Source organism: Pacificibacter sp., from assembly GCF_039769035.1.
GTDB lineage: Bacteria > Pseudomonadota > Alphaproteobacteria > Rhodobacterales > Rhodobacteraceae > Celeribacter.
Genome location: NZ_JBDMZG010000026.1, coordinates 20,556 through 40,483 on the forward strand (window position 1 = coordinate 20,556; position 19,928 = coordinate 40,483).

Annotated in this window: 20 protein-coding genes; 15 read left to right on the plus strand and 5 right to left on the minus strand. The window is 51.9% G+C overall.

Features of this window, described 5'->3' with window-relative positions:
* Positions 1-435 precede the first annotated feature (435 nt).
* Positions 436-1,782, plus strand: a complete 1,347-nt coding sequence (locus ABF287_RS02860; protein WP_347183521.1) for a 3-deoxy-7-phosphoheptulonate synthase class II — start codon at positions 436-438, stop codon at positions 1,780-1,782.
* A gap of 101 nt (positions 1,783-1,883) precedes the next feature.
* Here the strand turns inward: ABF287_RS02860 and ABF287_RS02865 are convergent, their stop codons facing one another.
* Positions 1,884-2,591 carry a PAS domain-containing protein gene (locus ABF287_RS02865; RefSeq protein WP_347183522.1) on the minus strand — a complete coding sequence of 236 codons (708 nt, stop codon included), beginning with the start codon at positions 2,589-2,591 and terminating at the stop codon, positions 1,884-1,886.
* A 282-nt stretch (positions 2,592-2,873) separates the two neighbouring features.
* Here ABF287_RS02865 and gmk point away from each other — a divergent pair, with 282 nt between their 5' ends.
* Both gmk and ABF287_RS02875 read left to right on the plus strand, forming a co-directional pair.
* The gene (gene gmk, locus ABF287_RS02870; RefSeq protein ID WP_347183523.1) at positions 2,874-3,521 is read left to right on the plus strand and encodes a guanylate kinase; all 648 of its coding nucleotides are present in this window, start codon (positions 2,874-2,876) and stop codon (positions 3,519-3,521) included.
* Positions 3,518-4,048: a gamma carbonic anhydrase family protein gene (locus tag ABF287_RS02875; RefSeq protein ID WP_347183524.1), complete on the plus strand. Its 531-nt coding sequence runs from the start codon at positions 3,518-3,520 to the stop codon at positions 4,046-4,048. The genes gmk and ABF287_RS02875 overlap by 4 nt, the downstream gene beginning before the upstream one ends.
* A gap of 41 nt (positions 4,049-4,089) precedes the next feature.
* Here ABF287_RS02875 and ABF287_RS02880 read toward each other — a convergent pair whose 3' ends face one another.
* Complete coding sequence (locus ABF287_RS02880) at positions 4,090-4,359, minus strand: hypothetical protein (RefSeq protein WP_347183525.1); 270 nt, start codon at positions 4,357-4,359, stop codon at positions 4,090-4,092.
* Positions 4,360-4,742: 383 nt separating this feature from the next.
* On the opposite strand from ABF287_RS02880, the gene ABF287_RS02885 reads away from it, so the two are divergent.
* From ABF287_RS02885 to ABF287_RS02925, 9 genes are all read left to right on the plus strand, one after another.
* Positions 4,743-5,810 (plus strand): ATP-binding protein, encoded by a 1,068-nt coding sequence (locus tag ABF287_RS02885; protein WP_347183526.1) that lies wholly within the window; start codon positions 4,743-4,745, stop codon positions 5,808-5,810.
* A 175-nt stretch (positions 5,811-5,985) separates the two neighbouring features.
* A complete protein-coding gene (locus tag ABF287_RS02890) occupies positions 5,986-7,023 on the plus strand; it encodes a substrate-binding domain-containing protein (RefSeq protein WP_347183527.1) in 1,038 nt (345 codons plus the stop codon).
* 118 nt (positions 7,024-7,141) lie between these two features.
* A complete protein-coding gene (gene pstC / locus ABF287_RS02895; protein ID WP_347183528.1) occupies positions 7,142-8,611 on the plus strand; it encodes a phosphate ABC transporter permease subunit PstC in 1,470 nt (489 codons plus the stop codon).
* Positions 8,611-9,960: a phosphate ABC transporter permease PstA gene (gene pstA, locus ABF287_RS02900; RefSeq protein WP_347183529.1), complete on the plus strand. Its 1,350-nt coding sequence runs from the start codon at positions 8,611-8,613 to the stop codon at positions 9,958-9,960. The genes pstC and pstA overlap by 1 nt, the downstream gene beginning before the upstream one ends.
* A gap of 15 nt (positions 9,961-9,975) precedes the next feature.
* The gene (pstB, locus tag ABF287_RS02905; RefSeq protein ID WP_347183530.1) at positions 9,976-10,773 is read left to right on the plus strand and encodes a phosphate ABC transporter ATP-binding protein PstB; all 798 of its coding nucleotides are present in this window, start codon (positions 9,976-9,978) and stop codon (positions 10,771-10,773) included.
* 13 nt (positions 10,774-10,786) lie between these two features.
* Positions 10,787-11,509, plus strand: coding sequence for a phosphate signaling complex protein PhoU (phoU, locus tag ABF287_RS02910; protein WP_347183531.1), 723 nt, complete (start codon positions 10,787-10,789; stop codon positions 11,507-11,509).
* Complete coding sequence (gene phoB, locus ABF287_RS02915; RefSeq protein WP_347183532.1) at positions 11,509-12,198, plus strand: phosphate regulon transcriptional regulator PhoB; 690 nt, start codon at positions 11,509-11,511, stop codon at positions 12,196-12,198. The genes phoU and phoB overlap by 1 nt, the downstream gene beginning before the upstream one ends.
* A 168-nt stretch (positions 12,199-12,366) precedes the next feature.
* On the plus strand, positions 12,367-12,897 hold the full coding sequence (locus ABF287_RS02920; RefSeq protein WP_347183533.1) for an alpha-glucosidase C-terminal domain-containing protein: 531 nt from the start codon (positions 12,367-12,369) through the stop codon (positions 12,895-12,897).
* Between the two features lie 200 nt (positions 12,898-13,097).
* A complete protein-coding gene (locus ABF287_RS02925; RefSeq protein ID WP_347183534.1) occupies positions 13,098-13,832 on the plus strand; it encodes a LuxR family transcriptional regulator in 735 nt (244 codons plus the stop codon).
* 427 nt (positions 13,833-14,259) lie between these two features.
* Here ABF287_RS02925 and tsf read toward each other — a convergent pair whose 3' ends face one another.
* Together tsf and rpsB are read right to left on the minus strand one after the other, a co-directional pair.
* Complete coding sequence (gene tsf / locus ABF287_RS02930; RefSeq protein ID WP_347183535.1) at positions 14,260-15,135, minus strand: translation elongation factor Ts; 876 nt, start codon at positions 15,133-15,135, stop codon at positions 14,260-14,262.
* 81 nt (positions 15,136-15,216) lie between these two features.
* Entirely contained in the window at positions 15,217-15,975 is a 759-nt protein-coding gene (gene rpsB, locus ABF287_RS02935; RefSeq protein WP_347183536.1) for a 30S ribosomal protein S2, read from the minus strand.
* Positions 15,976-16,261: 286 nt separating this feature from the next.
* On the opposite strand from rpsB, the gene ABF287_RS02940 reads away from it, so the two are divergent.
* The 3 genes from ABF287_RS02940 to ABF287_RS02950 all read left to right on the plus strand — a co-directional run bounded on the left by ABF287_RS02940 (position 16,262) and on the right by ABF287_RS02950 (position 18,910).
* The gene (locus ABF287_RS02940) at positions 16,262-17,155 is read left to right on the plus strand and encodes a PfkB family carbohydrate kinase (RefSeq protein WP_347183537.1); all 894 of its coding nucleotides are present in this window, start codon (positions 16,262-16,264) and stop codon (positions 17,153-17,155) included.
* Complete coding sequence (locus ABF287_RS02945; protein WP_347183538.1) at positions 17,152-18,063, plus strand: pseudouridine-5'-phosphate glycosidase; 912 nt, start codon at positions 17,152-17,154, stop codon at positions 18,061-18,063. The genes ABF287_RS02940 and ABF287_RS02945 overlap by 4 nt, the downstream gene beginning before the upstream one ends.
* A gap of 118 nt (positions 18,064-18,181) precedes the next feature.
* Positions 18,182-18,910, plus strand: coding sequence for a DUF502 domain-containing protein (locus tag ABF287_RS02950; protein ID WP_347183539.1), 729 nt, complete (start codon positions 18,182-18,184; stop codon positions 18,908-18,910).
* A 31-nt stretch (positions 18,911-18,941) separates the two neighbouring features.
* Here ABF287_RS02950 and ABF287_RS02955 read toward each other — a convergent pair whose 3' ends face one another.
* Entirely contained in the window at positions 18,942-19,715 is a 774-nt protein-coding gene (locus tag ABF287_RS02955) for a 3-hydroxybutyrate dehydrogenase (protein WP_347183540.1), read from the minus strand.
* Positions 19,716-19,928 lie beyond the last annotated feature (213 nt).

Genomic DNA, 19,928 nt, shown 5'->3' on the forward strand with positions numbered 1-19,928 from the left:
GTCAATTTAGGTGAATGTCCCAGATTTGACCTACGGGCAGTCCATACGGGTTGTTTGTACCATTTTTATAGGTAAAGCGCGCAATTCATCCCGTCTGTTTTGCGGTCTTACGATCTTGAAGAGGCGAGTTCTGGAAAATTCGAGCGATTTTCGCAAAAGAATCGCCTCTAAATTCCGTAACGTCACGCATCCATGGGACGAACTGAACCTTGAATAGCTGACGGCGCTTTTCACAAGTTGTCACGAATTCCGCGTAAAACAGAACATTCGCATCCATTAATTCCGAAATACATTTCATTATTAGGCAAGCATTCGTGTCTTGGCTCACATTTCGGGTTTTCCAACCTCGGAGCAGCCCCTATAACGCTTGAACTGATAGCGCCAACGGTGCGCACAGTGACGACGCAAATGAATTAAATTCTCGGAGTAGAGACAATGACGGATTGGGTAAAATCAGCATGGCGCAACAAACCGCGAGTGCAAATGCCCGAGTATACGGACGAGGCGAAACTCAACGCGGTTGAGGCACAACTCTCCAAGTATCCTCCTCTTGTCTTTGCAGGCGAGACGAAAACGCTGAAATCACAGCTGGCTGCGGCCTCACGCGGTGAAGCCTTTTTGTTGCAGGGTGGTGATTGTGCTGAGAGCTTTGCAGAGTTCGGCGCGGATCAAATCCGTGACACCTTTAAAGTGATGCTGCAAATGGCGATGGTTTTGACCTTTGGTGCGAAAGTGCCTGTGGTCAAAGTTGGCCGTATGGCGGGGCAGTTCGCCAAGCCTCGTTCAGCGCCGACAGAGACATCGAACGGTGTTGAGCTGCCAAGCTACCGCGGTGACATTATTAATGGGTTCGATTTTACGCCAGAAGCGCGCATCCCTGATCCTGACCGTATGTTGCAAGCCTACACGCAGGCAGCAGCATCATTGAACTTGCTGCGCGCATATTCAAAAGGTGGGTTCGCCGATGTGCACCGTGTGCATGGTTGGACTCTGGGCTTCACGGAGGCCGACGAAGCCGAGAAATACCGCGATATGGCCAATCGCATCCAAGACGCGCTGGACTTCATGCGCGCTGCGGGCATGACATCTGACAATAACAACGATCTTAAGACGGTTGATTTCTTTACATCACATGAAGCGCTCTTGTTGGAATACGAAGAGGCGCTGACCCGTGTAGACAGCACTTTGGGTGACACTGTTGCGGGCTCAGGTCACATGATCTGGATCGGCGACCGCACCCGTCAGCCAGATGGGGCTCATGTTGAGTTCTGTTCCGGCGTATCCAACCCGATCGGTTTGAAATGTGGTCCAACAACCACGGCAGAAGACCTGAAAATTTTGATGAAAAAGCTGAACCCAGAAAACGAAGCGGGCCGTTTGACCCTCATCGCACGTTTTGGCGCCGGCAAAGTCAAAGAGCATCTGCCACGTTTGATTGCAGCAGTAAAAGAAGAAGGCGCGAATGTTGTTTGGTCGTGTGATCCAATGCACGGCAACACAATTAAATCAGACAGCGGCTACAAAACCCGTCCGTTTGAAAGCGTTTTGGGCGAAGTGCAGGAATTCTTTGAAGTGCATCGCGAACACGGCACCATCCCAGGTGGTGTGCACTTTGAGATGACTGGCGCGAATGTGACGGAATGTACGGGTGGCGCGATCGAAGTGACAGATGAGAATCTGGCAGATCGTTACCACACAGCATGTGATCCACGTTTGAACGCGTCGCAAGCTTTGGAACTGGCGTTCTTGGTGGCCGAAGAGCTGTCTAAAAACGCACGCTAAACTTATCTTACGAAAATGACGACGGCCGGACAGTTTGTCCGGCCTTTTTTCATTCTATTAGGACTTTCTCTCGACGCACCTTTACCGTCCGGTCGTGCGGATCAATCTTCGGATGACACCAACCGCAAAGAGGGCCTACCCGTTGGACGCGCAGCTTGTGGCTGCGAGATACCGTTTTCAACACCAGCAGACTGATGTGCCACAGGCTCATACGCGCCACTGGCTGTTGTGGTGGTGCTGATCGGGTCTTCGTTGTTCAGATGCCCAGACAATGCCCGCGACACCGTATTAACAACGTCAAACCGGCGTGGCTGACGCCCGATATTGCCCTTGGATTGCAGGCATCCCAAAATGCGGGTGGCATCCCCCAGATCTGACTTCAACGGGCACAATAAGATCTGCGCATCCATCGGTCCGCGCCCAATGCTGCGCTCGCCTGTCATGGTGACGGTTGTGATTTGCGGTGTTTCGCACACGGCTTCGACGGCCGCTGAGATTTGCTTTCGGCCTTCGGGAACAAACATTGCGGTCAAAGGCATCCCGCGCACTTCCATTCCCATCAGGTCGTTCAAATGCATCCCCGCCACGCGAAAGCGCGCCACACCGGGTGCAATACGCTCTAAGATAAAGGCGTATTCGAGCGCAGATTGAATACCACGTGGGTCAACATCCGCACGCGCTGGCATTGCGCGACCATTACGCAAACCACTCCAGTAGGCTTCCACCTCGCGCAGTGCTGGAAAAAGAATTTCCGAACGGCGCGGCATAAGCGGAATCACGTTTGAATTGCTGACATCGTTCTTATGCATGTCTCACCTTTGGTTTGCTGCAGCCTGTGCAGAGTGCGCTGTATAGGGTCGCGCAAAATGTTTGCTTGCCTGTAATATGCCAGAACTTTCGCGAAAGTGGTGAAAAATCCTAACAAATGGTTAACTGGGGCGAAGTCTCGCTCCCGAAATCCACGACACCACCGTGACACGCTCGAGCTGGCTATGTTTTACGCTGGGCCGCGCAGACATGGCTTGCTGCAAAAAGGTGGCCAAGCGAGTTCGGGCGCACTATAGAAAACCCGTCCAATATAGGAGGGACAGATGTCAGCCGAACGCCGTGGTCTTCTTATCATTTTGTCCTCACCCTCTGGGGCAGGCAAATCCACACTCGCCAAACGTTTGATGCAATGGGACGACACGCTGAGCTTTTCGGTGTCGGCAACCACACGCGCGCCAAGGCCGGGTGAGACGGACGGAGTTGAATACCACTTCACCGCTGAAGAAGATTTCAAATCCATGGTCACCAGCGGTGATATGCTTGAACACGCATTGGTGTTTGGCAACTACTATGGCTCACCTGCAGGTCCAGTGCGCACAGCAATCGAGGCTGGCAAGGACGTGTTGTTCGACGTCGACTGGCAGGGCGCTCAGCAAATCGCCAATTCGACTTTGCGCGATCATGTGCTGTCTATTTTCGTTCTGCCGCCCTCAATCACAGAGTTGCGTCGCCGTCTGGAAACCCGTGGACAAGACAGTGCCGAGGTGATCGAAAAACGCATGCGCCAAAGCTGGGACGAAATCAGCCACTGGGACGGGTATGATTATGTCTTGGTCAACGATGATCTGGACACTTCTTTTGAACGCCTCAAAACCATCGTTTCCGCAGAGCGCTTGCAGCGCAGGCAACAACCTGGCCTTGTGGATATTGTGCGTCGTTTGCAAACTGAGTTTGAGGAGATCGAAACATGACGCTCTACAAACTTGGCACGCATACCCCGATTGTACCCGAAGACGACGACTACTGGGTTGCGCCGGACGCAAATGTTATTGGCAAGGTGCGCCTTGGTGCCGGTGCAAACATCTGGTTTGGGGCCACATTGCGCGGCGATAACGAAATGATTGATGTCGGCGCAGGGAGCAACATTCAAGAAAACAGCGTGTTGCACACTGACATTGGCTCACCGCTTGTCATTGGAGCTGGCTGCACCATCGGTCACAAAGCGATGCTGCACGGCTGTATCTTGGGTGAAAACACGCTGATCGGCATGGGCGCAACCATCTTGAACAACGCGAAAATCGGAAAAAATTGCCTCATTGGGGCAGGGGCATTGATCACCGAAGGCAAAGAAATACCTGATGGTTCTCTTGTCATGGGGGCACCCGGTAAGGTTGTTCGCGACCTGTCTGAGGCGCAAATCGATGCGCTCAAGCAGTCAGCGCTTCATTATCAAGAGAATGCACGCCGATTTCGGGACGAACTGGTCGCGCTAGATTAATCCACGAAAATAGGGCGTTACGCTTCAAGGATTTGAGACGTTCAATTCAAACGCGCTGGAATCGTCTCTTCTTGATGCACAACATCAAAATCAAGCAATGGAAACAGTTGGCGCACTTCGCGGCAAATGATTTCAGGGCGTGGAAGGTTATCGGTGGACACGCGGTAGCGGCCTGTAAAGTTGGATTGTGACAAAAACTGCGCCATTTCAAGGCAGTCAAACGTCGTCGCAATCGCAGGCGACACAACCAAATCTGGATTTACAGCTTCGAAAACTTCAGGGCTTAGGTCCTTAAAATCGAGATAGAACATTCCGCTGTCAGGCCTTGGGTACGATGAAAATGCTCTTATCTGGTCGGGTTCGCCGACAAGCAGCATCATTGACCCTGTTCCTACGCGTTCGAAACGCGATTTCGCGATGACGCCAAAGAATTTAGAAGTCGGAATATTGCCCATGGTAATATGCGTGGCCTATATTTAATTGCCGTACACAATCCTAGGAGAAGCGGAAAGTCGCTTGAATGCAACAAACATTTTCAAATTTAATCAATTTTTTTTGAATAAATTTCGGTGTGTTCAGAAATCGGCGACCCAAAAGTGACAGGACAACCCTAAAGAGAAAGGGTAAGTAAAACTGTCACATACGCGTTACGTTGGGCGAATATCCAACGCGGCAACTGTTGAAAGAGTACGTTATGACCCAAGCAATCGACGCGAAATCTTCCGCAAATAGCCTAGTGGTAGAAATGGCCAAAGCGATGCCCTTGCCATTGATTGTGATCGGCAATGATGAGCGCGTGGTGGTTGCAAATCAAAGGGCAGAAGAGCTATTCGGAAAAGGCACGCATGGTAGGCATTACATCACTGTATTGCGCCAACCCATGCTATTGGATGCCATCGAAAACGTCTTACGATTGGGCGGCGAGGCGAACGCGACATACCGTGTTTCAGAATCCGCGCGCGATCGGCATTTCGACGTCAAAATTCGTGCGGCGCTTACCAAGGACGTGGGGTATGTGGTTGTGGCCTTTGAGGACAAAACCGAACTGCAAGAAGCGGGGCAAATGCGCCGTGATTTTGTCGCGAATGTGTCCCATGAGTTGCGTACGCCTCTTACGGCTGTGCTTGGCTTCATCGAAACCCTTTTGGGGCCCGCCGCCAACGATTCCGCCGCAAGGGCCCGCTTTTTGACTATTATGGACAATGAAGCGAAGCGCATGAACCGAATCGTCGGGGATTTATTGTCGCTAAGCCGCGTTGAAGCAGACCGGCGCGTGCGCCCTCGCGACGCGGTAAACATTCCATCTGTGGTGCGCTCGGTTGTGCAAACATTGCAGCCTTTGGCAGATGCACGTTCGGTGAAGCTCCGACTTGAGGGTGATGACGCCGACGACATGGTGCAAGGCGATCAAGACCAATTGACCCAAGTGTTCACCAACCTTGTCGAAAATGCGATTAAGTACGGTCCTGTAAATGGTGAGGTGTCTATCTGCATCACGTCACATGCAGTGGAGCCCACAATGCGTGGCCCAGCCGTGCGTGTTGACGTGGCAGATCAGGGCGAAGGCATCCCAGCGCATCACATTCCGCGCCTGACGGAACGTTTCTACCGCGTCGACGCGCACAGATCGCGTGAAATGGGGGGAACGGGTCTTGGGCTTGCGATTGTAAAGCACATCCTGACTCGCCATCGCGGTCGTTTGCGCATCGAAAGTCACGCAGGCAATGGCAGCTGTTTTTCAGTGATCTTGCCCTACGAGTAGGGAAACTCGTGTTATTTCGTCACAATTCCTAATCTTGCGTTACGAAAATCGACGAAAAACCGCCGCTGTCATGAAACTGTTACATTAGGTTCACAAAAGCATAGCGAAGCACGTTTAGACCGCCGAACAGAGAGAAACAAAACGCCTCTCACCTTATGAAATTCAGGAGCTACATATGTCCTTTGTTAAACTGACCGCCTCTGCTTTGGCGATTTCCGCTATGTCCGTCACTGCCGCAGCTGCGCGCGATCAAGTTCAAGTTGCAGGATCTTCCACAGTGTTGCCTTACGCTTCCATCGTTGCAGAAGCTTTCGGCGAAAACTTCGACTTCCCAACACCTGTTGTTGAATCTGGCGGGTCTTCTGCTGGCCTCAAACGCTTCTGTGAAGGTCTTGGCGAAAACACAATCGATATTGCGAACGCTTCACGCAAAATCAAAGACACAGAAATCACAGCTTGTGCTGAAGCTGGCGTTAAAGAAATCGTCGAAGTGCGGATCGGTTACGATGGTATAGTATTCGCGTCCCAAATCGACGGCCCAGCTTTGACAGCTTTCGAACCGGTTGATCTTTTCAACGCTCTCGGCGAAAAAATCGTCAAAGACGGCACTTTGGTTGAAAACACAAACACCAAGTGGTCCGACTTTAACTCTGCGCTTCCAGATGTAGACATTGCTGCTTTCATCCCTGGCACAAAGCACGGCACACGTGAAGTTTTCGAAACAAAAGTTCTCGAAGCTGGCTGTAAAGAAGCGGGCGCATACGACCTGTTCATGGCTGAAAACGGTGGCGACAAGAAAGCTGCTGCAAAAGCATGTTACGAAGTACGCACAGACGGCGTTTCTATCGACATCGACGGCGACTACACAGAAACACTTGCTCGCATCCAATCTAACCCGAACGGTGTTGGTGTTTTCGGGCTCGCATTCTACGAAAACAACACAGACACACTGAAAACAGCGACTGTTTCCGGTGTTGAAGCGACAACAGAATCCATCGCAACTGGTGAATACCCTGTGTCACGCCCACTCTACTTCTACATCAAAAAAGCCCACATCGGTGTGATCCCAGGTCTGCAAGAATTCGCTGACTTCTTCGTATCCGACGACATAGCTGGCCCAGACGGCCCATTGGCTGAATACGGTCTCGTTTCTGACCCTGAGCTTGCTGACACACAAGAAGCGGTTGCTTCCGGAACAGCAATGATGAACTAAGCGAATTGCTTACTGAATGATAAAAGGCGGCGCGGGATTTCTCGCGCCGCTTTTGACCCGAAAAGAGGCAGGGTTTAAAACCTGTCATAAAATGAGACGCGAAGGGGAGCTGCCCATTATGCCCGCGCTTTGGCTGTTTATACTGGTTTTGGTCTTAGGACTTGCTGGCTTTTTCGTTGGTCGCGCACGCGCCATGAAGGATGCCGGAGGGGACATCAGAAATCTCCACTCGCTTCCGAGCTATTATGGCTCAAATGTTTTTCTTTCGGTTTTGATCCCAGGGCTTGGCCTTTTGGCAGTCTGGCTCATTGCGCAGCCCATGGTCATTCACGCCAACGTTGCATCGCACATTGGTGCGTCAAACTATGCAGATGTCGGCGAACTTAATCTTGTCATGTCAGATGTACGCCGTGTTGCAGACGGTCTTGATTTGGCCGTGTCAACTGGCGCCATGGACCTGAAAACCACGAATGACTTGACGGGTGCTTCGGATGTTCGAGGCATTTTGGGACGTCTTGGCGTCGCACTCGGCGCGGATGTTCAAGACTTCGTTCTTGAGGCTGCCCAAAGATACCGTGCTGAGTCAAAAGTAGGTCGCTGGTTGATGACCGGTGTGGTTTTGCTTGCCTCGCTCGCTGGTTTTGCGGTGTCTGTTCGGGCAACCAATCGTGACAAACGCGCCCGCAATTCGGTTGAACGCGTGCTGTTGGTATTGCTTTTGTCAGCCGCTTCGATCGCGGTTCTCACCACTGTTGGCATCGTCTTGTCGCTGATTTTCAACACAATCGAGTTCTTCAAGCTTTACCCTGCTAAGGACTTCTTCTTCGGAACCACTTGGGCGCCATCCTTTGGTGGCGGGTCTGAATTGGGGATTTTGCCACTGTTCTGGGGCACATTCTACATCTCGGTTATCTCATTGCTCGTGGCTGTTCCTATTGGATTGTTCGCAGCGATCTTCTTGTCCGAATATGCCGGTCCAAAAACACGTGGCATTGCCAAGCCATTGCTGGAAGTGCTCGCAGGGATCCCGACCATCGTTTACGGTCTGTTTGCCTTGCTCACCGTTGGCCCGCTGTTGGTCAGCTGGTTCGGTGAAAACGGCACACTTGGTGTTGACTGGATGCAAGGCGGCACGGCTGTTATCACGGCTGGCTTGGTGATGGGGGTCATGTTGATCCCGTTCATTTCATCCCTGTCTGACGACATCATTAATTCCGTCCCGCAAGCCATGCGCGATGGGTCACTCGGACTTGGTGCGACCAAATCCGAAACGATCAAGCAGGTCGTGCTGCCCGCAGCGCTGCCTGGTATTGTTGGTGCGATCCTTTTGGCTGCATCACGCGCCATTGGGGAAACCATGATCGTGGTGCTTGGGGCAGGGGCCGCGGCGCGTTTGTCGATGAACCCGTTCGAAGCGATGACCACCGTTACCACACGCATTGTGAGCCAATTGACTGGCGATGCGGACTTTTCATCACCAGAGGCGCTGGTCGCCTTTGCCCTCGGGATGACATTGTTTGTCATCACACTTGGCCTCAACATTGTCGCACTCGTCATTGTGCGCAAATACCGGGAGCAGTACGACTGATGTCTGATCTATCCGCAAACTCATCGGCCGCGCCAAAGAACTCTTTGCTCACGTTGGATGCCCGCACCAAAAAGCGCAATGCCTCCGAAGCTCGCTTTAAGAGCTACGGCATCGCAGCCATCGCTTTGGGCATGTGCTTTCTTATTGCCTTGCTGGTGTCAATTCTGTCCAACGGGACGCCGGCGTTTAAGCAAACCTTCATCACAATTCCAATCGAATTGAACGAAGCCAAGCTCGACAAATCTGGCACACGTGACCTTGAGGTCATGAAAAAAGTCACGACCTTTGGTTACAAACCCATCGTCCAAAAAGCGCTGATGGCCGCTTTGGAAGAGCAGGGCATCGAGACACCCTTCACCAAGGCCAAAGAATTCGGCAAGCTTTTGTCGTCCTCTGCACCTGCGCAAGTGCGCGATGTGGTTTTGGCCAACCCTGAACTTGTTGGTCAAACCGTTGAATTTCGTCTGCTGGCAGCCTCACGTGTCGATGGTTATTTCAAGGGCCGCGTGACACGTGATGCCTTGCTGCGGGACAAAAACCTGAATGCAGAGCATCTGGATGTGGCCGATGAAATGGTCAAAGCGGGCCTATTGGAAACAACCTTTAACGCTGACTTTATTTTGGGGGCAGACGCATCTGAATCGCGTCCAGAACAAGCGGGCATCGGTGTATCGATGGTTGGGTCACTGTTTATGATGATCGTTGTGCTGTGCTTGGCTTTGCCTATCGGTGTGGCTGCGTCCATCTACCTTGAAGAGTTTGCGCCGCAGAACAAATGGACAGATATGATCGAGGTGAACATCTCAAACCTCGCGGCGGTTCCATCCATCGTGTTCGGTATCTTGGGTCTGGCTGTCTTCATCCAATTTGCGCACTTACCGCAATCTGCGCCGCTTGTTGGTGGTTTGGTTTTGACCTTGATGACATTGCCAACAATCATCATCTCGACCCGCGCATCTTTGAAAGCTGTGCCACCGTCCATTCGCGATGCAGCACTTGGTATTGGCGCGTCCAAAATGCAATCGGTGTTCCACCATGTTTTGCCGCTCGCAATGCCGGGTATCTTGACTGGGACAATCATTGGCCTTGCTCAAGCTTTGGGCGAAACAGCGCCTTTGTTGCTGATTGGTATGGTCGGCTACATCGCCTCCAACATGCCTGATGGCATTGCCTCCGGCTTTCTCGACCCGAACTCTGCGATGCCTGCTCAGATTTATGAGTGGGCCAAACGTGCCGACCCAGCGTATTATGAACGCGCTTGGGGTGGGATCATCATCCTTCTTGGTTTCTTGATGACCATGAACATCATCGCCGTCCTCCTTCGCCGTCGCTTTGAGCGCCGGTGGTAGACTAGGATCAAAACAATGAATGATATGCGAATTGTAAAAAGAGACGTAGACATGAACGACAACAAAATCTCTGCCCAAGGCGTGCAAGTCTACTACGGTGACACCCACGCGATCAAAGACGTCAATGTCGAGATCAAAGACAAGACGGTCACAGCATTTATCGGCCCATCTGGCTGTGGTAAATCAACGTTCTTGCGCTGCTTGAACCGTATGAACGACACGATCGACATTTGTCGCGTCGAAGGCAAAATCACGATTGAAGGCGAAGACATCTACGACAAACGGGTCGATCCGGTGCAATTGCGCGCCAAAGTCGGCATGGTGTTCCAAAAGCCAAATCCATTCCCGAAATCGATCTACGACAACATCGCTTATGGCCCGCGCATTCACGGGCTGGCACGTTCCAAAGCGGATCTTGATGATATCGTTGAGAAGTCTTTGCGTCGCGGCGCAATTTGGGATGAGGTGAAAGACCGTTTGCACGCGCCAGGCACCGGCCTTTCTGGCGGTCAGCAACAACGCCTGTGTATTGCACGTGCCGTTGCGACTGAGCCCGAAGTGCTGTTGATGGATGAGCCTTGTTCCGCGCTTGACCCGATTGCCACTGCGCAAGTCGAGGAGTTGATCGACGACTTGGGCAAAAACTTTTCAGTCGTCATCGTGACCCACTCAATGCAGCAAGCTGCGCGTGTGAGCCAAAAAACAGCCTTTTTCCACCTCGGAAACCTTGTTGAGTATGGCGAAACCAGCCAAATTTTTACCAATCCTCAGGACCCGCGTACAGAGTCCTACATCACTGGCCGGATCGGCTAAGGAGTGATTTGAAATGAACAATGAAAAACACATCGCGTCCGTATTTGACCGCGACTTGGAAGCCATCCAAGCCCTGATTATGAAAATGGGCGGCATGGTTGAGGCCAATATCACGTCTGCAGCCCAAGCGCTTGAAGAGCGTGATACGGAGCTTGCCGAGAAAGTGCGTGCGGCCGACAAACCGATTGATGCGCTTGAAGAAGAGATCAACGAAGAAGCTGCACGCGTGATCGCATTGCGCTCACCGATTGCGGGCGACTTGCGCACTGTTTTGACTGTGATGAAAATCGCAGGCAACCTAGAACGCTGTGGCGACTACGCCAAAAACCTTGCGAAGCGCACAGGTGTTTTGGCCGACATGCAGCCAATTGATGGGGCAGGTGCCTCTATCCGTCGTATGGCGCGTGAAGTTGAGGAAATGCTCAAATTGGCGCTTGATGCCTACATTCAACGCGATGCTGAAATGGCAGAACAGGTCCGCCAACGCGATCTTGATGTGGACCAAATGTACAACGCTCTGTTCCGCGAATTCCTGACCTACATGATGGAAGATCCGCGCAATATCTCGGCCTGTATGCACCTGCACTTTATCGCCAAAAACATCGAACGCATGGGCGACCACGCGACCTCAATTGCGGAACAAGTCATCTACCTTGTGACCGGTGAATTGCCAGAGGAAAGCCGCCCAAAAGCAGACGTCACATCCCAAACTGATCTTGGTCTGGAGCCAAAATAATGTCTGTTGATCGTCCTTCAGTTTTGATTGTCGAAGATGAACCAGCACAGCGTGAAGTGCTTGGTTATAATTTCGAATCCGAAGGGTTTTCTGTGACCAAAGCAGCAAACGGAGATGACGCGTTGATGTTTGTGGACGAAGACGCCCCAGACATCATCGTACTGGATTGGATGCTTCCAGGCGTTTCTGGCATCGAAATTTGTCGCCGGTTGAAGTCTCGGGCAGAAACCCGCGGCATTCCGATCATCATGCTGTCTGCACGTTCCGAAGATGTGGACCGCGTGCGCGGGTTGGAAACGGGGGCTGATGACTACGTAGTGAAGCCATATTCTGTGATCGAATTAATGGCACGTGTGCGTACACAGTTGCGCCGCGTGCGGCCTTCAGCTGTTGGACAAGTGTTGTCCTATGATGACATTCGTTTGGACGCAGAAACGCATAAAGTCACACGCGCGAACAGTGCGTTGAAACTTGGTCCAACCGAGTTTCGCCTTTTGACGACGTTCATGGAAAAACCTGGTCGGGTCTGGTCACGCGAACAATTGCTGGACCGTGTTTGGGGGCGTGACATCTATGTCGATACGCGCACAGTGGACGTCCATATCGGGCGCCTGCGCAAAGCCTTGTGCCAGTTTGGTGGCGAAGATCCTGTGCGCACGATACGTGGAGCAGGATACGCATTGGGCTAGTTTGTCATTGCTACAAAGCGGCACGCAGAAACGCAAATGCCGTTGAGTAGGGTGCCTCTTAGTCGGAGCATTGATCCTTTTGGGAAGTGCGTCACCTTTGGCGCACTTTCTTTTTGTCTTTAGCGCTAACATTGAGCGTTTTACTTTGTTTGTGGAACGACAGCGTCCTTGACCGGTGTTGAGGCAGGCGACGCCGGCGGCATTGCGCGCATTTTGATGATGTACGGAATTGCGTTTTCAGCGGGCGGCATTCCACTGATTTCACTGGGCGACGAAGTTGGACAATTGAACGATTCATCCTATCTGAACGATCCAGCCACTGCGAAAGAGTCGCGTTGGGTAGGGCGACCATATCGACCGGATGATCTTTATGCGCAACGCAACGACCCAAACACAACAGCAGGTCAGATTTTCGCCGGCATGAAGCGCATGATTGATGCGCGCTGTAATGCACCTGGTTTGTCAGGCAACGCGATCGACGGGTTCGACACAGACAATCCGCATGTTCTTGGATATGTGCGCAGTGGTGGCGGTCAGGAGATTTGCGTTCTAGCGAACTTCTCGGACGACACTCAAGTCATTGACGCAGATCAGTTTGTTGGGACAGCGCCACGTTTAACGGATCTCATCACAGGTGAGTCTTATCACGTGCGTACAGGCGTCACGCTTCAAAGCCATCAGATTGTCTGGTTGAGCTGATAGGGCAGCTTTGTGTGCGTGTACCGCGCAAGTCTTCTCGGCAATACATAACTCTTATAATTGGTATTATGTAAATAAAAGACAGGCAATGGCACGAAGATCTCTACAACAAGCATCAAATTTTACTCAAATTGGCAGCAAACGTTGCATCCTTGGCTGCGCATCGACTAACGTGATTTGTACAAGTCAGATGGAATAACATGACCCAAGATCTAGAACGCATAATAGAATGCACGTCGATAGATGCAGTCTGGGACATCGTACTACAGAACATACTGCGGTGTGGATTTCAAAACGCGCTCTACGGCTTCACGCGATTTCATACCAAAAATGGATTTGGCGACACCACCGACCATCTCGTACTCACGAATCTTGGGCCAGATTACGTCAAAGGCTATTTTGACGAAGGACGATACGTACACGGACCACTTGTAAAATGGGCCTCAGAAAACTCTGGCGCCTGCTCCTGGGGCCATATCGACGAAATTTACGACACCTTGAGCGATGAAGCCAAGGAAACGGTTAAGTTCAATCATTCCTTTGGCCTCCAATACGGCTACACCATTGGCTTCAACAATTCTACCACGCGCTCCAAAGGCGCTATCGGATTTTCATTGCCTCCGTTTACGGGATCTCAAGAAGAAGCGGACGAGATTTGGAAAGAACATGGTCGTTATATCAAGATGTTATGCGACATTGCTCACCTAAAAATAATGTCGCTTCCATTTGACTTAAGGCGTCTAACATCACGCCAGCGTGAGGTTCTAGAATGGGTTGGAGATGGCAAAACGTCAGCAGATGTTGCGACGATCATGGGCCTGACGACAGCAACGGTTGAAAAGCACCTTAAGCTTGCGCGCGATGCGCTGGATGTTGAAACAACGGCGCAGGCCATTTTGAAAGCGTCATTGCTCAATCAATTCTACCGACTTTAGACATCGGTTGACTGGCCCGACATGTGATTATCGCACAATTTGCGCTAATTTCATTGAATTTTGGCTCGAAAGGTATGATTTTCCCCACTTTCTTCCGTAACGTCAACGTTGCAATCTGTTTACACCTTGTTAACGAAGTTTGTCTTCATAGGTGTTGGGCCAGAGATCGCTCTTATTAAGCTTATCTGACCTTGCTGGTTCGCTGGCGTATGGGATTGCTTGTTTATAGTGGGCAAAGTGATCCTTTTTTAGTTCGTAACGCTGTGCATTTCGCCATCCCGAAGACACACAGCACGTTTTAAAGCGCAGTCCTTGTTTAAGGGCTGCGCTTTCTCATTTTCACGGCACATATCTTTCTTGGGCGCACAGAATAGAAAAAGGGGCCAGCGTTTCCGCGGCCCCTTCCCCATTAAAACTGGTGACTAAATTAGCCGCCCATTGTTTTTGCAACTTCAGCAGCGAAGTCTTCTTCAACTTTTTCAATGCCTTCGCCAACAGCGAGACGCACAAAGCCAGTGATCTCAGCGCCAACTTCTTTGGCGGCTGCTTCAACTGTAAGGTCTGGGTTCACGACGAAAGCTTGACCAAGCAAAGTGGATTCGGCGATGAATTTCTTCATGCGACCTTTGATCATGTTTTCGATGATGTTCTCAGGCTTGCCAGACTCGCGTGCGATGTCCATTTGAACTTGCTTTTCTTTTTCGACAACAGCCGGATCAAGAGAAGCTTCAGACAAAGATGCTGGGTTGATCGCAGCAATGTGCATTGCAACCTGTTTACCAAATGCTTCGTCGCCGCCTTTAAGCGCAACAAGAACACCGATTTTGCCCATGTCGTCAGCAGCAGCGTTGTGAACGTAAGACACAACAACGTCGCCTTCGAGTGCTGACATGCGGCGCAAGCCCATGTTTTCACCGATTGTCGCGATTTTGTCTGTGATCGTTTCAGCAACAGTTTTGCCACCAAGATCAGCAGCTGAGAGTTCTTCAACTGTGTTAACAGTCAAAGCAGCACCTGCGATGGAGCCAACCATAGCTTGGAATTCAGCGTTTTTGCCAACGAAGTCAGTTTCAGAGTTCACTTCAACCGCAACGCCTTTGCCGCCGGAAACAGCAACAGCAACAAGACCTTCAGCCGCAGTACGACCAGATTTCTTAGCAGCTTTTGCCAAACCTTTGGTGCGAAGCCAGTCAACAGCGGCCTCCATGTCACCATCACACTCAACGAGAGCTTTTTTCGCGTCCATCATGCCTGCAGCTGTTGCTTCGCGCAGTTCTTTAACCATTGCAGCAGTAATTGCCATGCCGGTTCTCCTAGAATTGAAATTGGAATGGGGGCGGGTCTACCCTGCCCCCGTAACATGTGTGTAACGTTTTTGAAGCGCTTAAGCTTCAGCAACAACTTCTTCTGCTGGTGCTTCTTCGAAGGCACCGAAATCAACGCCAGCAGCGCCCATTTGTTCAGTCATGCCGTCAAGAGCTGCGCGTGCAACAAGGTCACAGTACAAAGTGATCGCGCGAGACGCGTCATCGTTGCCTGGGATCACGTAGTCAACGCCTGCAGGTGGGCAGTTGGAGTCAACAACCGCAACAACAGGGATACCCAATTTGTTGGCTTCCAAGATTGCAAGGTCTTCTTTGTTTACGTCAACAACGAAGATCAAATCAGGCACGCCGCCCATGTCGCGGATACCGCCCAAAGATGCTTCGAGTTTCGCTTGGTCACGTTCCATGCCAAGGCGCTCTTTCTTTGTGAGGCCTTCTGCACCAGCTGCAAGCTTTTCGTCGATCATTTTGAGGCGTGCGATAGACTGGGAAACAGTTTTCCAGTTTGTCAAAGTGCCGCCCAACCAACGGTGGTTCATGTAGTACTGTGCGCATTTTTCAGCAGCTTCAGCAACAGGACCAGCCGCTTGGCGTTTTGTACCAACGAAAAGGATACGGCCGCCTTTAGCAGCTGTGTCACGCACAACTTTCAACGCTTGGTCAAGCATTGGAACAGTTTGTGTCAAATCGAAGATGTGGATGCCGTTACGCTCACCGTAGATGAACTCCTGCATACGCGGGTTCCAACGCTGAGTTTGGTGACCATAGTGAACGCCAGCTTCAAGGAGCTGACGGATTGTGAATTCTGGAAGAGCCATATTCATGTTCCTTTTCCGGTTTATACCTGAGCGGAGGGTCTTCAGAGCAAATGCCCCAACCGGTGGACCTTTCGAGGATTTCTCCCTCGAGGGCCCGCCTCCGCCTGTGAAGTGAGGCAGCTAATAGGACGGTGTTTGGTCTGACGCAAGCGAATAAAGCCCATTTTCACGGGTTTTGTGCAATTTTAGGGGCTCAAAGCGAGGTTATTTGCAGTTGACGTCGAATTCTATCTGCAATTCCCGCGAAACACTTGCCATTTGGTCAAAAATTGCTCCAATACGCGTCATGACTCACACACAAAACATCCTTTGTATTGGCTCCGTTCTGTGGGACGTGATTGGCCGATCAGACCGCTCCATGCGCGTGGGCTCCGACGTTCCTGGACGGATCATTCGCGTGCCCGGCGGCGTTGCGATGAACATCGCAATGGCCTTGTCTCGCTTTGGATTAAGCCCCGATTTGCTCACTGCAGTGGGACAAGACGCGCAAGGCGACGAGTTGATCGAGGCCGCCAAAGTGCGCGGCATCGCCACGTCACATGTGTATCGTTCTGATGACCTGCCGACGGACATTTATATGGCGGTCGAGGGCGCCAATGGTTTGATTGCAGCAATCGCAGACGCCCATTCCTTAGAAGCTGCTGGCGACAAGATCCTACGCCCCTTGTCCGATGGCCGCCTTGGAACCGAGGCGACGCCTTATAATGGGCCCATTGCGCTCGACGGCAACTTGACCGTCGCCCTGCTGCGCGAAATCGCGACATCGCCCTTGTTTGCTGAGGCTGACCTGCGTGTCGCACCTGCAAGTCCCGGAAAAGCAGAACGCCTTTTGCCACTTCTTCAGCACCCCAAGGCGACGCTCTATGTGAACCTCGAAGAAGCTGGATTGCTGTGTCACAAGACCTTTGATTCCTCAGTTGAGGGCGCGAAAGCGTTGATCGCAAAGGGCGCGCACCGCGTTTTGGTCACCGATGGCGGCAAAGACGCGACTATGGCCAGCGCAACAGATGTGATTACTCAAACACCGCCGCCGGTTATGGTCGCGCGCGTCACGGGTGCTGGCGACACGTTCATGGCGGCGCATATCGCGGCCGAACTGGGCGGCGCGAACAACATGCACTCATTAAAGCAAGCCCTCGATGCTGCAGCACTTTATGTATCTGGAGATACTGACATATGACCACTCTTCCTCTTATTTTGTCGCCTGACGTCCAAGCTGCAAAATCCGCGGGCAAAGCCATCGTGGCGCTCGAAAGCACGATCATCACCCATGGCATGCCCTACCCGCAGAACGTCGAAACGGCGCGCATGGTCGAAGAGGATGTTCGAAACGCAGGCGCAACCCCTGCGACCATTGCGGTCCTAAACGGCGTCATTCATGTCGGCCTGACAGATGCAGAACTTGAAGACCTTGGCCAAGCTAAAAACGTCGCCAAACTGTCTCGCGCAGATATGGCGGTTTGCATTGCTTCCGGAGGCACAGGGGCCACAACCGTGGCCGCAACCATGATTGCAGCGCATTTGGCCGGCATCAAAGTGTTCGCCACAGGTGGCATTGGCGGCGTGCACCGCGGCGCGGAAGAAACCTTTGATATTTCGGCAGATCTGCTTGAGCTTGCTCAAACGCCGGTAACCGTTGTTGCCGCTGGGCCTAAGGCAATTTTGGACATCCCAAAAACGTTAGAAATACTTGAAACTCAAGGAGTTCCAGTCATTTCTTACGGTCAAGATGCCCTGCCCGCATTCTGGTCTCGCGCTTCTGAATACACCGCACCGCTGCGCCTAGATAGCGCCGCTGAGATCGCCAAAGCAGCTGAAATGCGCGCCCTTATGGGCCTTCCTGGCGGGCAACTGATCGCAAACCCGATCCCTGAGAGCGATGAAATCCCCGTTGATGTAATCACGCCCTACATCGAACAAGCTTTGGCCGAATCCGTGGCCCAAGGCATCGCCGCCAAGCAAGTCACACCGTTTTTGCTGAACCGAATGTTTGAGCTCACGGAAGGTCGATCACTCACGGCAAATATCGCGCTTGTACGCAATAACGCTCGTTTGGCGGCTAAAATTGCGCATTCTTTGTGTGCATAAGCCCCTATTTTGATCAAAATTGCGTTTTTGGGCCGCAACGGTTGTTGTGTCGTCACAAGACTGTGCCTAGGTTCGCCCTAACAGGCGCACATGCGCTCTTTCAGGTATAAAGTGACACATGACAAACCCGTTTGATGACCATCCTCACCAACCAGCCCCACGTCGCAGCCTCTTTACGGTATTGCGCGCCTCGTTCTTCACGGGATTGGTTGTGGTCGCCCCTATTGGATTGACGGCCTATCTGATCTGGACAGTCACCGGCTGGTTCGATGGCTGGGTGCTAAACTTCGTGCCACAAGCCTATCATCCAGGTGAATTGATCAACCGCCTTTTGGGATACACAGACCCAAACAACCAATTGCCCGTCAACGTGCGCGGCATCGGCGTTGTGATCTTTTTGATCTTCACCGTTATTGTTGGGTGGCTGGCGAAAGGTCTTTTGGGGCGTTCCTTTATCGGCTGGGCCGAGAGCCTTGTAGACAGAACGCCCGTGGTAAGCTCGATCTATAATGGATTGAAACAAATAGCAGAAACTGTATTTGCTCAGTCGGAAACATCGTTCGATCAAGCGTGCATGGTGGAATATCCACGCAAAGGCTCATGGGCCATTGGCTTTGTATCCACTACCGCGAAAGGCGAAGTTGCGGCACTCGCGGAAGACGGAGATCCGTTGATTTCCATTTTCGTGCCAACAACCCCCAACCCAACGTCAGGCTTCTTGCTGTTTTTCCCAAAATCTGATGTCAAAATCTTGGATATGACTGTTGAAGACGCCGCCAAGTTGGTGATTTCGGCGGGTCTTGTCTATCCGAACACGAAAAACCCATCGGAGCCGCCCAAATCATAAGGCCGGCGCCGATAGGCTTATAGACAAATTTCTAAAGAGCAGTCCAACCGCCATCGATTGACAAGGTCGTACCGGTCATTTGTGCTGCGGCATCGGATGCCAAATATAGGCAGGTTCCACCAAGCTGCTCGACTGTTGCAAAGGCCTTGGACGGCTGGCGTTCCAACAACACTTCACGGATCACCGTTTCACGATCCATGCCATATTTTGCCATAGTATCAGGGATTTGCGCTTCAACGAGTGGCGTTAATACGTAGCCCGGACAGATCGCATTTGCAGTGATGTTTTCTTCAGCTGTCTCCAGCGCTGTCACTTTGGTGAGCCCGACAACCCCATGCTTGGCAGCAACGTAAGCCGATTTAAAGGGCGACGCGGTGAGACCGTGGGCAGACGCGATATTAATCACGCGCCCCCATCCAGCAGCCCGCATTTTCGGCAAAGCCGCTGCAGTGGTGTGGAACGCAGAGCTGAGATTGATCGCAATGATCGCATCCCATTTGTCACTCGGAAACTCATCAATGGCCGCAACGTGCTGGATACCGGCATTGTTCACCAAAATATCGCACGTCCCAGCCTGCTCGATCAAAGCACGACACTCACTGCCCTTGGACATATCAGCCTGAATGTAGCGCGCAGTGACGCCAAACTCTGTGGCAATCTCTGCAGCAATTGCGTGATCCTCAGGACGATCGGTAAACGAGTTCAAAACCACGTTTGCGCCAGCTTTTGCCAACTCGCGTGCGACCCCCAAACCAATGCCAGAATTGGACCCCGTGATCACAGCTGTTTTACCCGTCAAACCCATCGTATTACTCCTCGTATTTGCCTGCATTTTCATGCGTCACAGGCAGAATAGATGCTGCACATGCAAAATAAAGCAGAATCGCATCCACGCCGAAAGAATCGCTTTCGCGTCAGAAGTTTGAACAAAACTGAGGGAAAGAACTGTCTCGTGGTCCATGCTTTGCATGTGCGAAAAGACCAAGCCTGTAAGGCGAAATTGAGCCCCCCAAACAAA

Excerpts from the sequence above, each read along its gene's own strand:
- ABF287_RS02860 (WP_347183521.1), top strand. The coding sequence starts at position 436 with ATGACGGATTGGGTAAAATCAGCATGGCGCAACAAACCGCGAGTGCAA.
- ABF287_RS02865 (WP_347183522.1), bottom strand. The coding sequence starts at position 2,591 with ATGCATAAGAACGATGTCAGCAATTCAAACGTGATTCCGCTTATGCCG.
- gmk (WP_347183523.1), top strand. The coding sequence starts at position 2,874 with ATGTCAGCCGAACGCCGTGGTCTTCTTATCATTTTGTCCTCACCCTCT.
- ABF287_RS02875 (WP_347183524.1), top strand. The coding sequence starts at position 3,518 with ATGACGCTCTACAAACTTGGCACGCATACCCCGATTGTACCCGAAGAC.
- ABF287_RS02880 (WP_347183525.1), bottom strand. The coding sequence starts at position 4,359 with ATGTTCTATCTCGATTTTAAGGACCTAAGCCCTGAAGTTTTCGAAGCT.
- ABF287_RS02885 (WP_347183526.1), top strand. The coding sequence starts at position 4,743 with ATGACCCAAGCAATCGACGCGAAATCTTCCGCAAATAGCCTAGTGGTA.
- ABF287_RS02890 (WP_347183527.1), top strand. The coding sequence starts at position 5,986 with ATGTCCTTTGTTAAACTGACCGCCTCTGCTTTGGCGATTTCCGCTATG.
- pstC (WP_347183528.1), top strand. The coding sequence starts at position 7,142 with ATGCCCGCGCTTTGGCTGTTTATACTGGTTTTGGTCTTAGGACTTGCT.
- pstA (WP_347183529.1), top strand. The coding sequence starts at position 8,611 with ATGTCTGATCTATCCGCAAACTCATCGGCCGCGCCAAAGAACTCTTTG.
- pstB (WP_347183530.1), top strand. The coding sequence starts at position 9,976 with ATGAATGATATGCGAATTGTAAAAAGAGACGTAGACATGAACGACAAC.
- phoU (WP_347183531.1), top strand. The coding sequence starts at position 10,787 with ATGAACAATGAAAAACACATCGCGTCCGTATTTGACCGCGACTTGGAA.
- phoB (WP_347183532.1), top strand. The coding sequence starts at position 11,509 with ATGTCTGTTGATCGTCCTTCAGTTTTGATTGTCGAAGATGAACCAGCA.
- ABF287_RS02925 (WP_347183534.1), top strand. The coding sequence starts at position 13,098 with ATGACCCAAGATCTAGAACGCATAATAGAATGCACGTCGATAGATGCA.
- tsf (WP_347183535.1), bottom strand. The coding sequence starts at position 15,135 with ATGGCAATTACTGCTGCAATGGTTAAAGAACTGCGCGAAGCAACAGCT.
- rpsB (WP_347183536.1), bottom strand. The coding sequence starts at position 15,975 with ATGGCTCTTCCAGAATTCACAATCCGTCAGCTCCTTGAAGCTGGCGTT.
- ABF287_RS02940 (WP_347183537.1), top strand. The coding sequence starts at position 16,262 with ATGACTCACACACAAAACATCCTTTGTATTGGCTCCGTTCTGTGGGAC.
- ABF287_RS02945 (WP_347183538.1), top strand. The coding sequence starts at position 17,152 with ATGACCACTCTTCCTCTTATTTTGTCGCCTGACGTCCAAGCTGCAAAA.
- ABF287_RS02950 (WP_347183539.1), top strand. The coding sequence starts at position 18,182 with ATGACAAACCCGTTTGATGACCATCCTCACCAACCAGCCCCACGTCGC.
- ABF287_RS02955 (WP_347183540.1), bottom strand. The coding sequence starts at position 19,715 with ATGGGTTTGACGGGTAAAACAGCTGTGATCACGGGGTCCAATTCTGGC.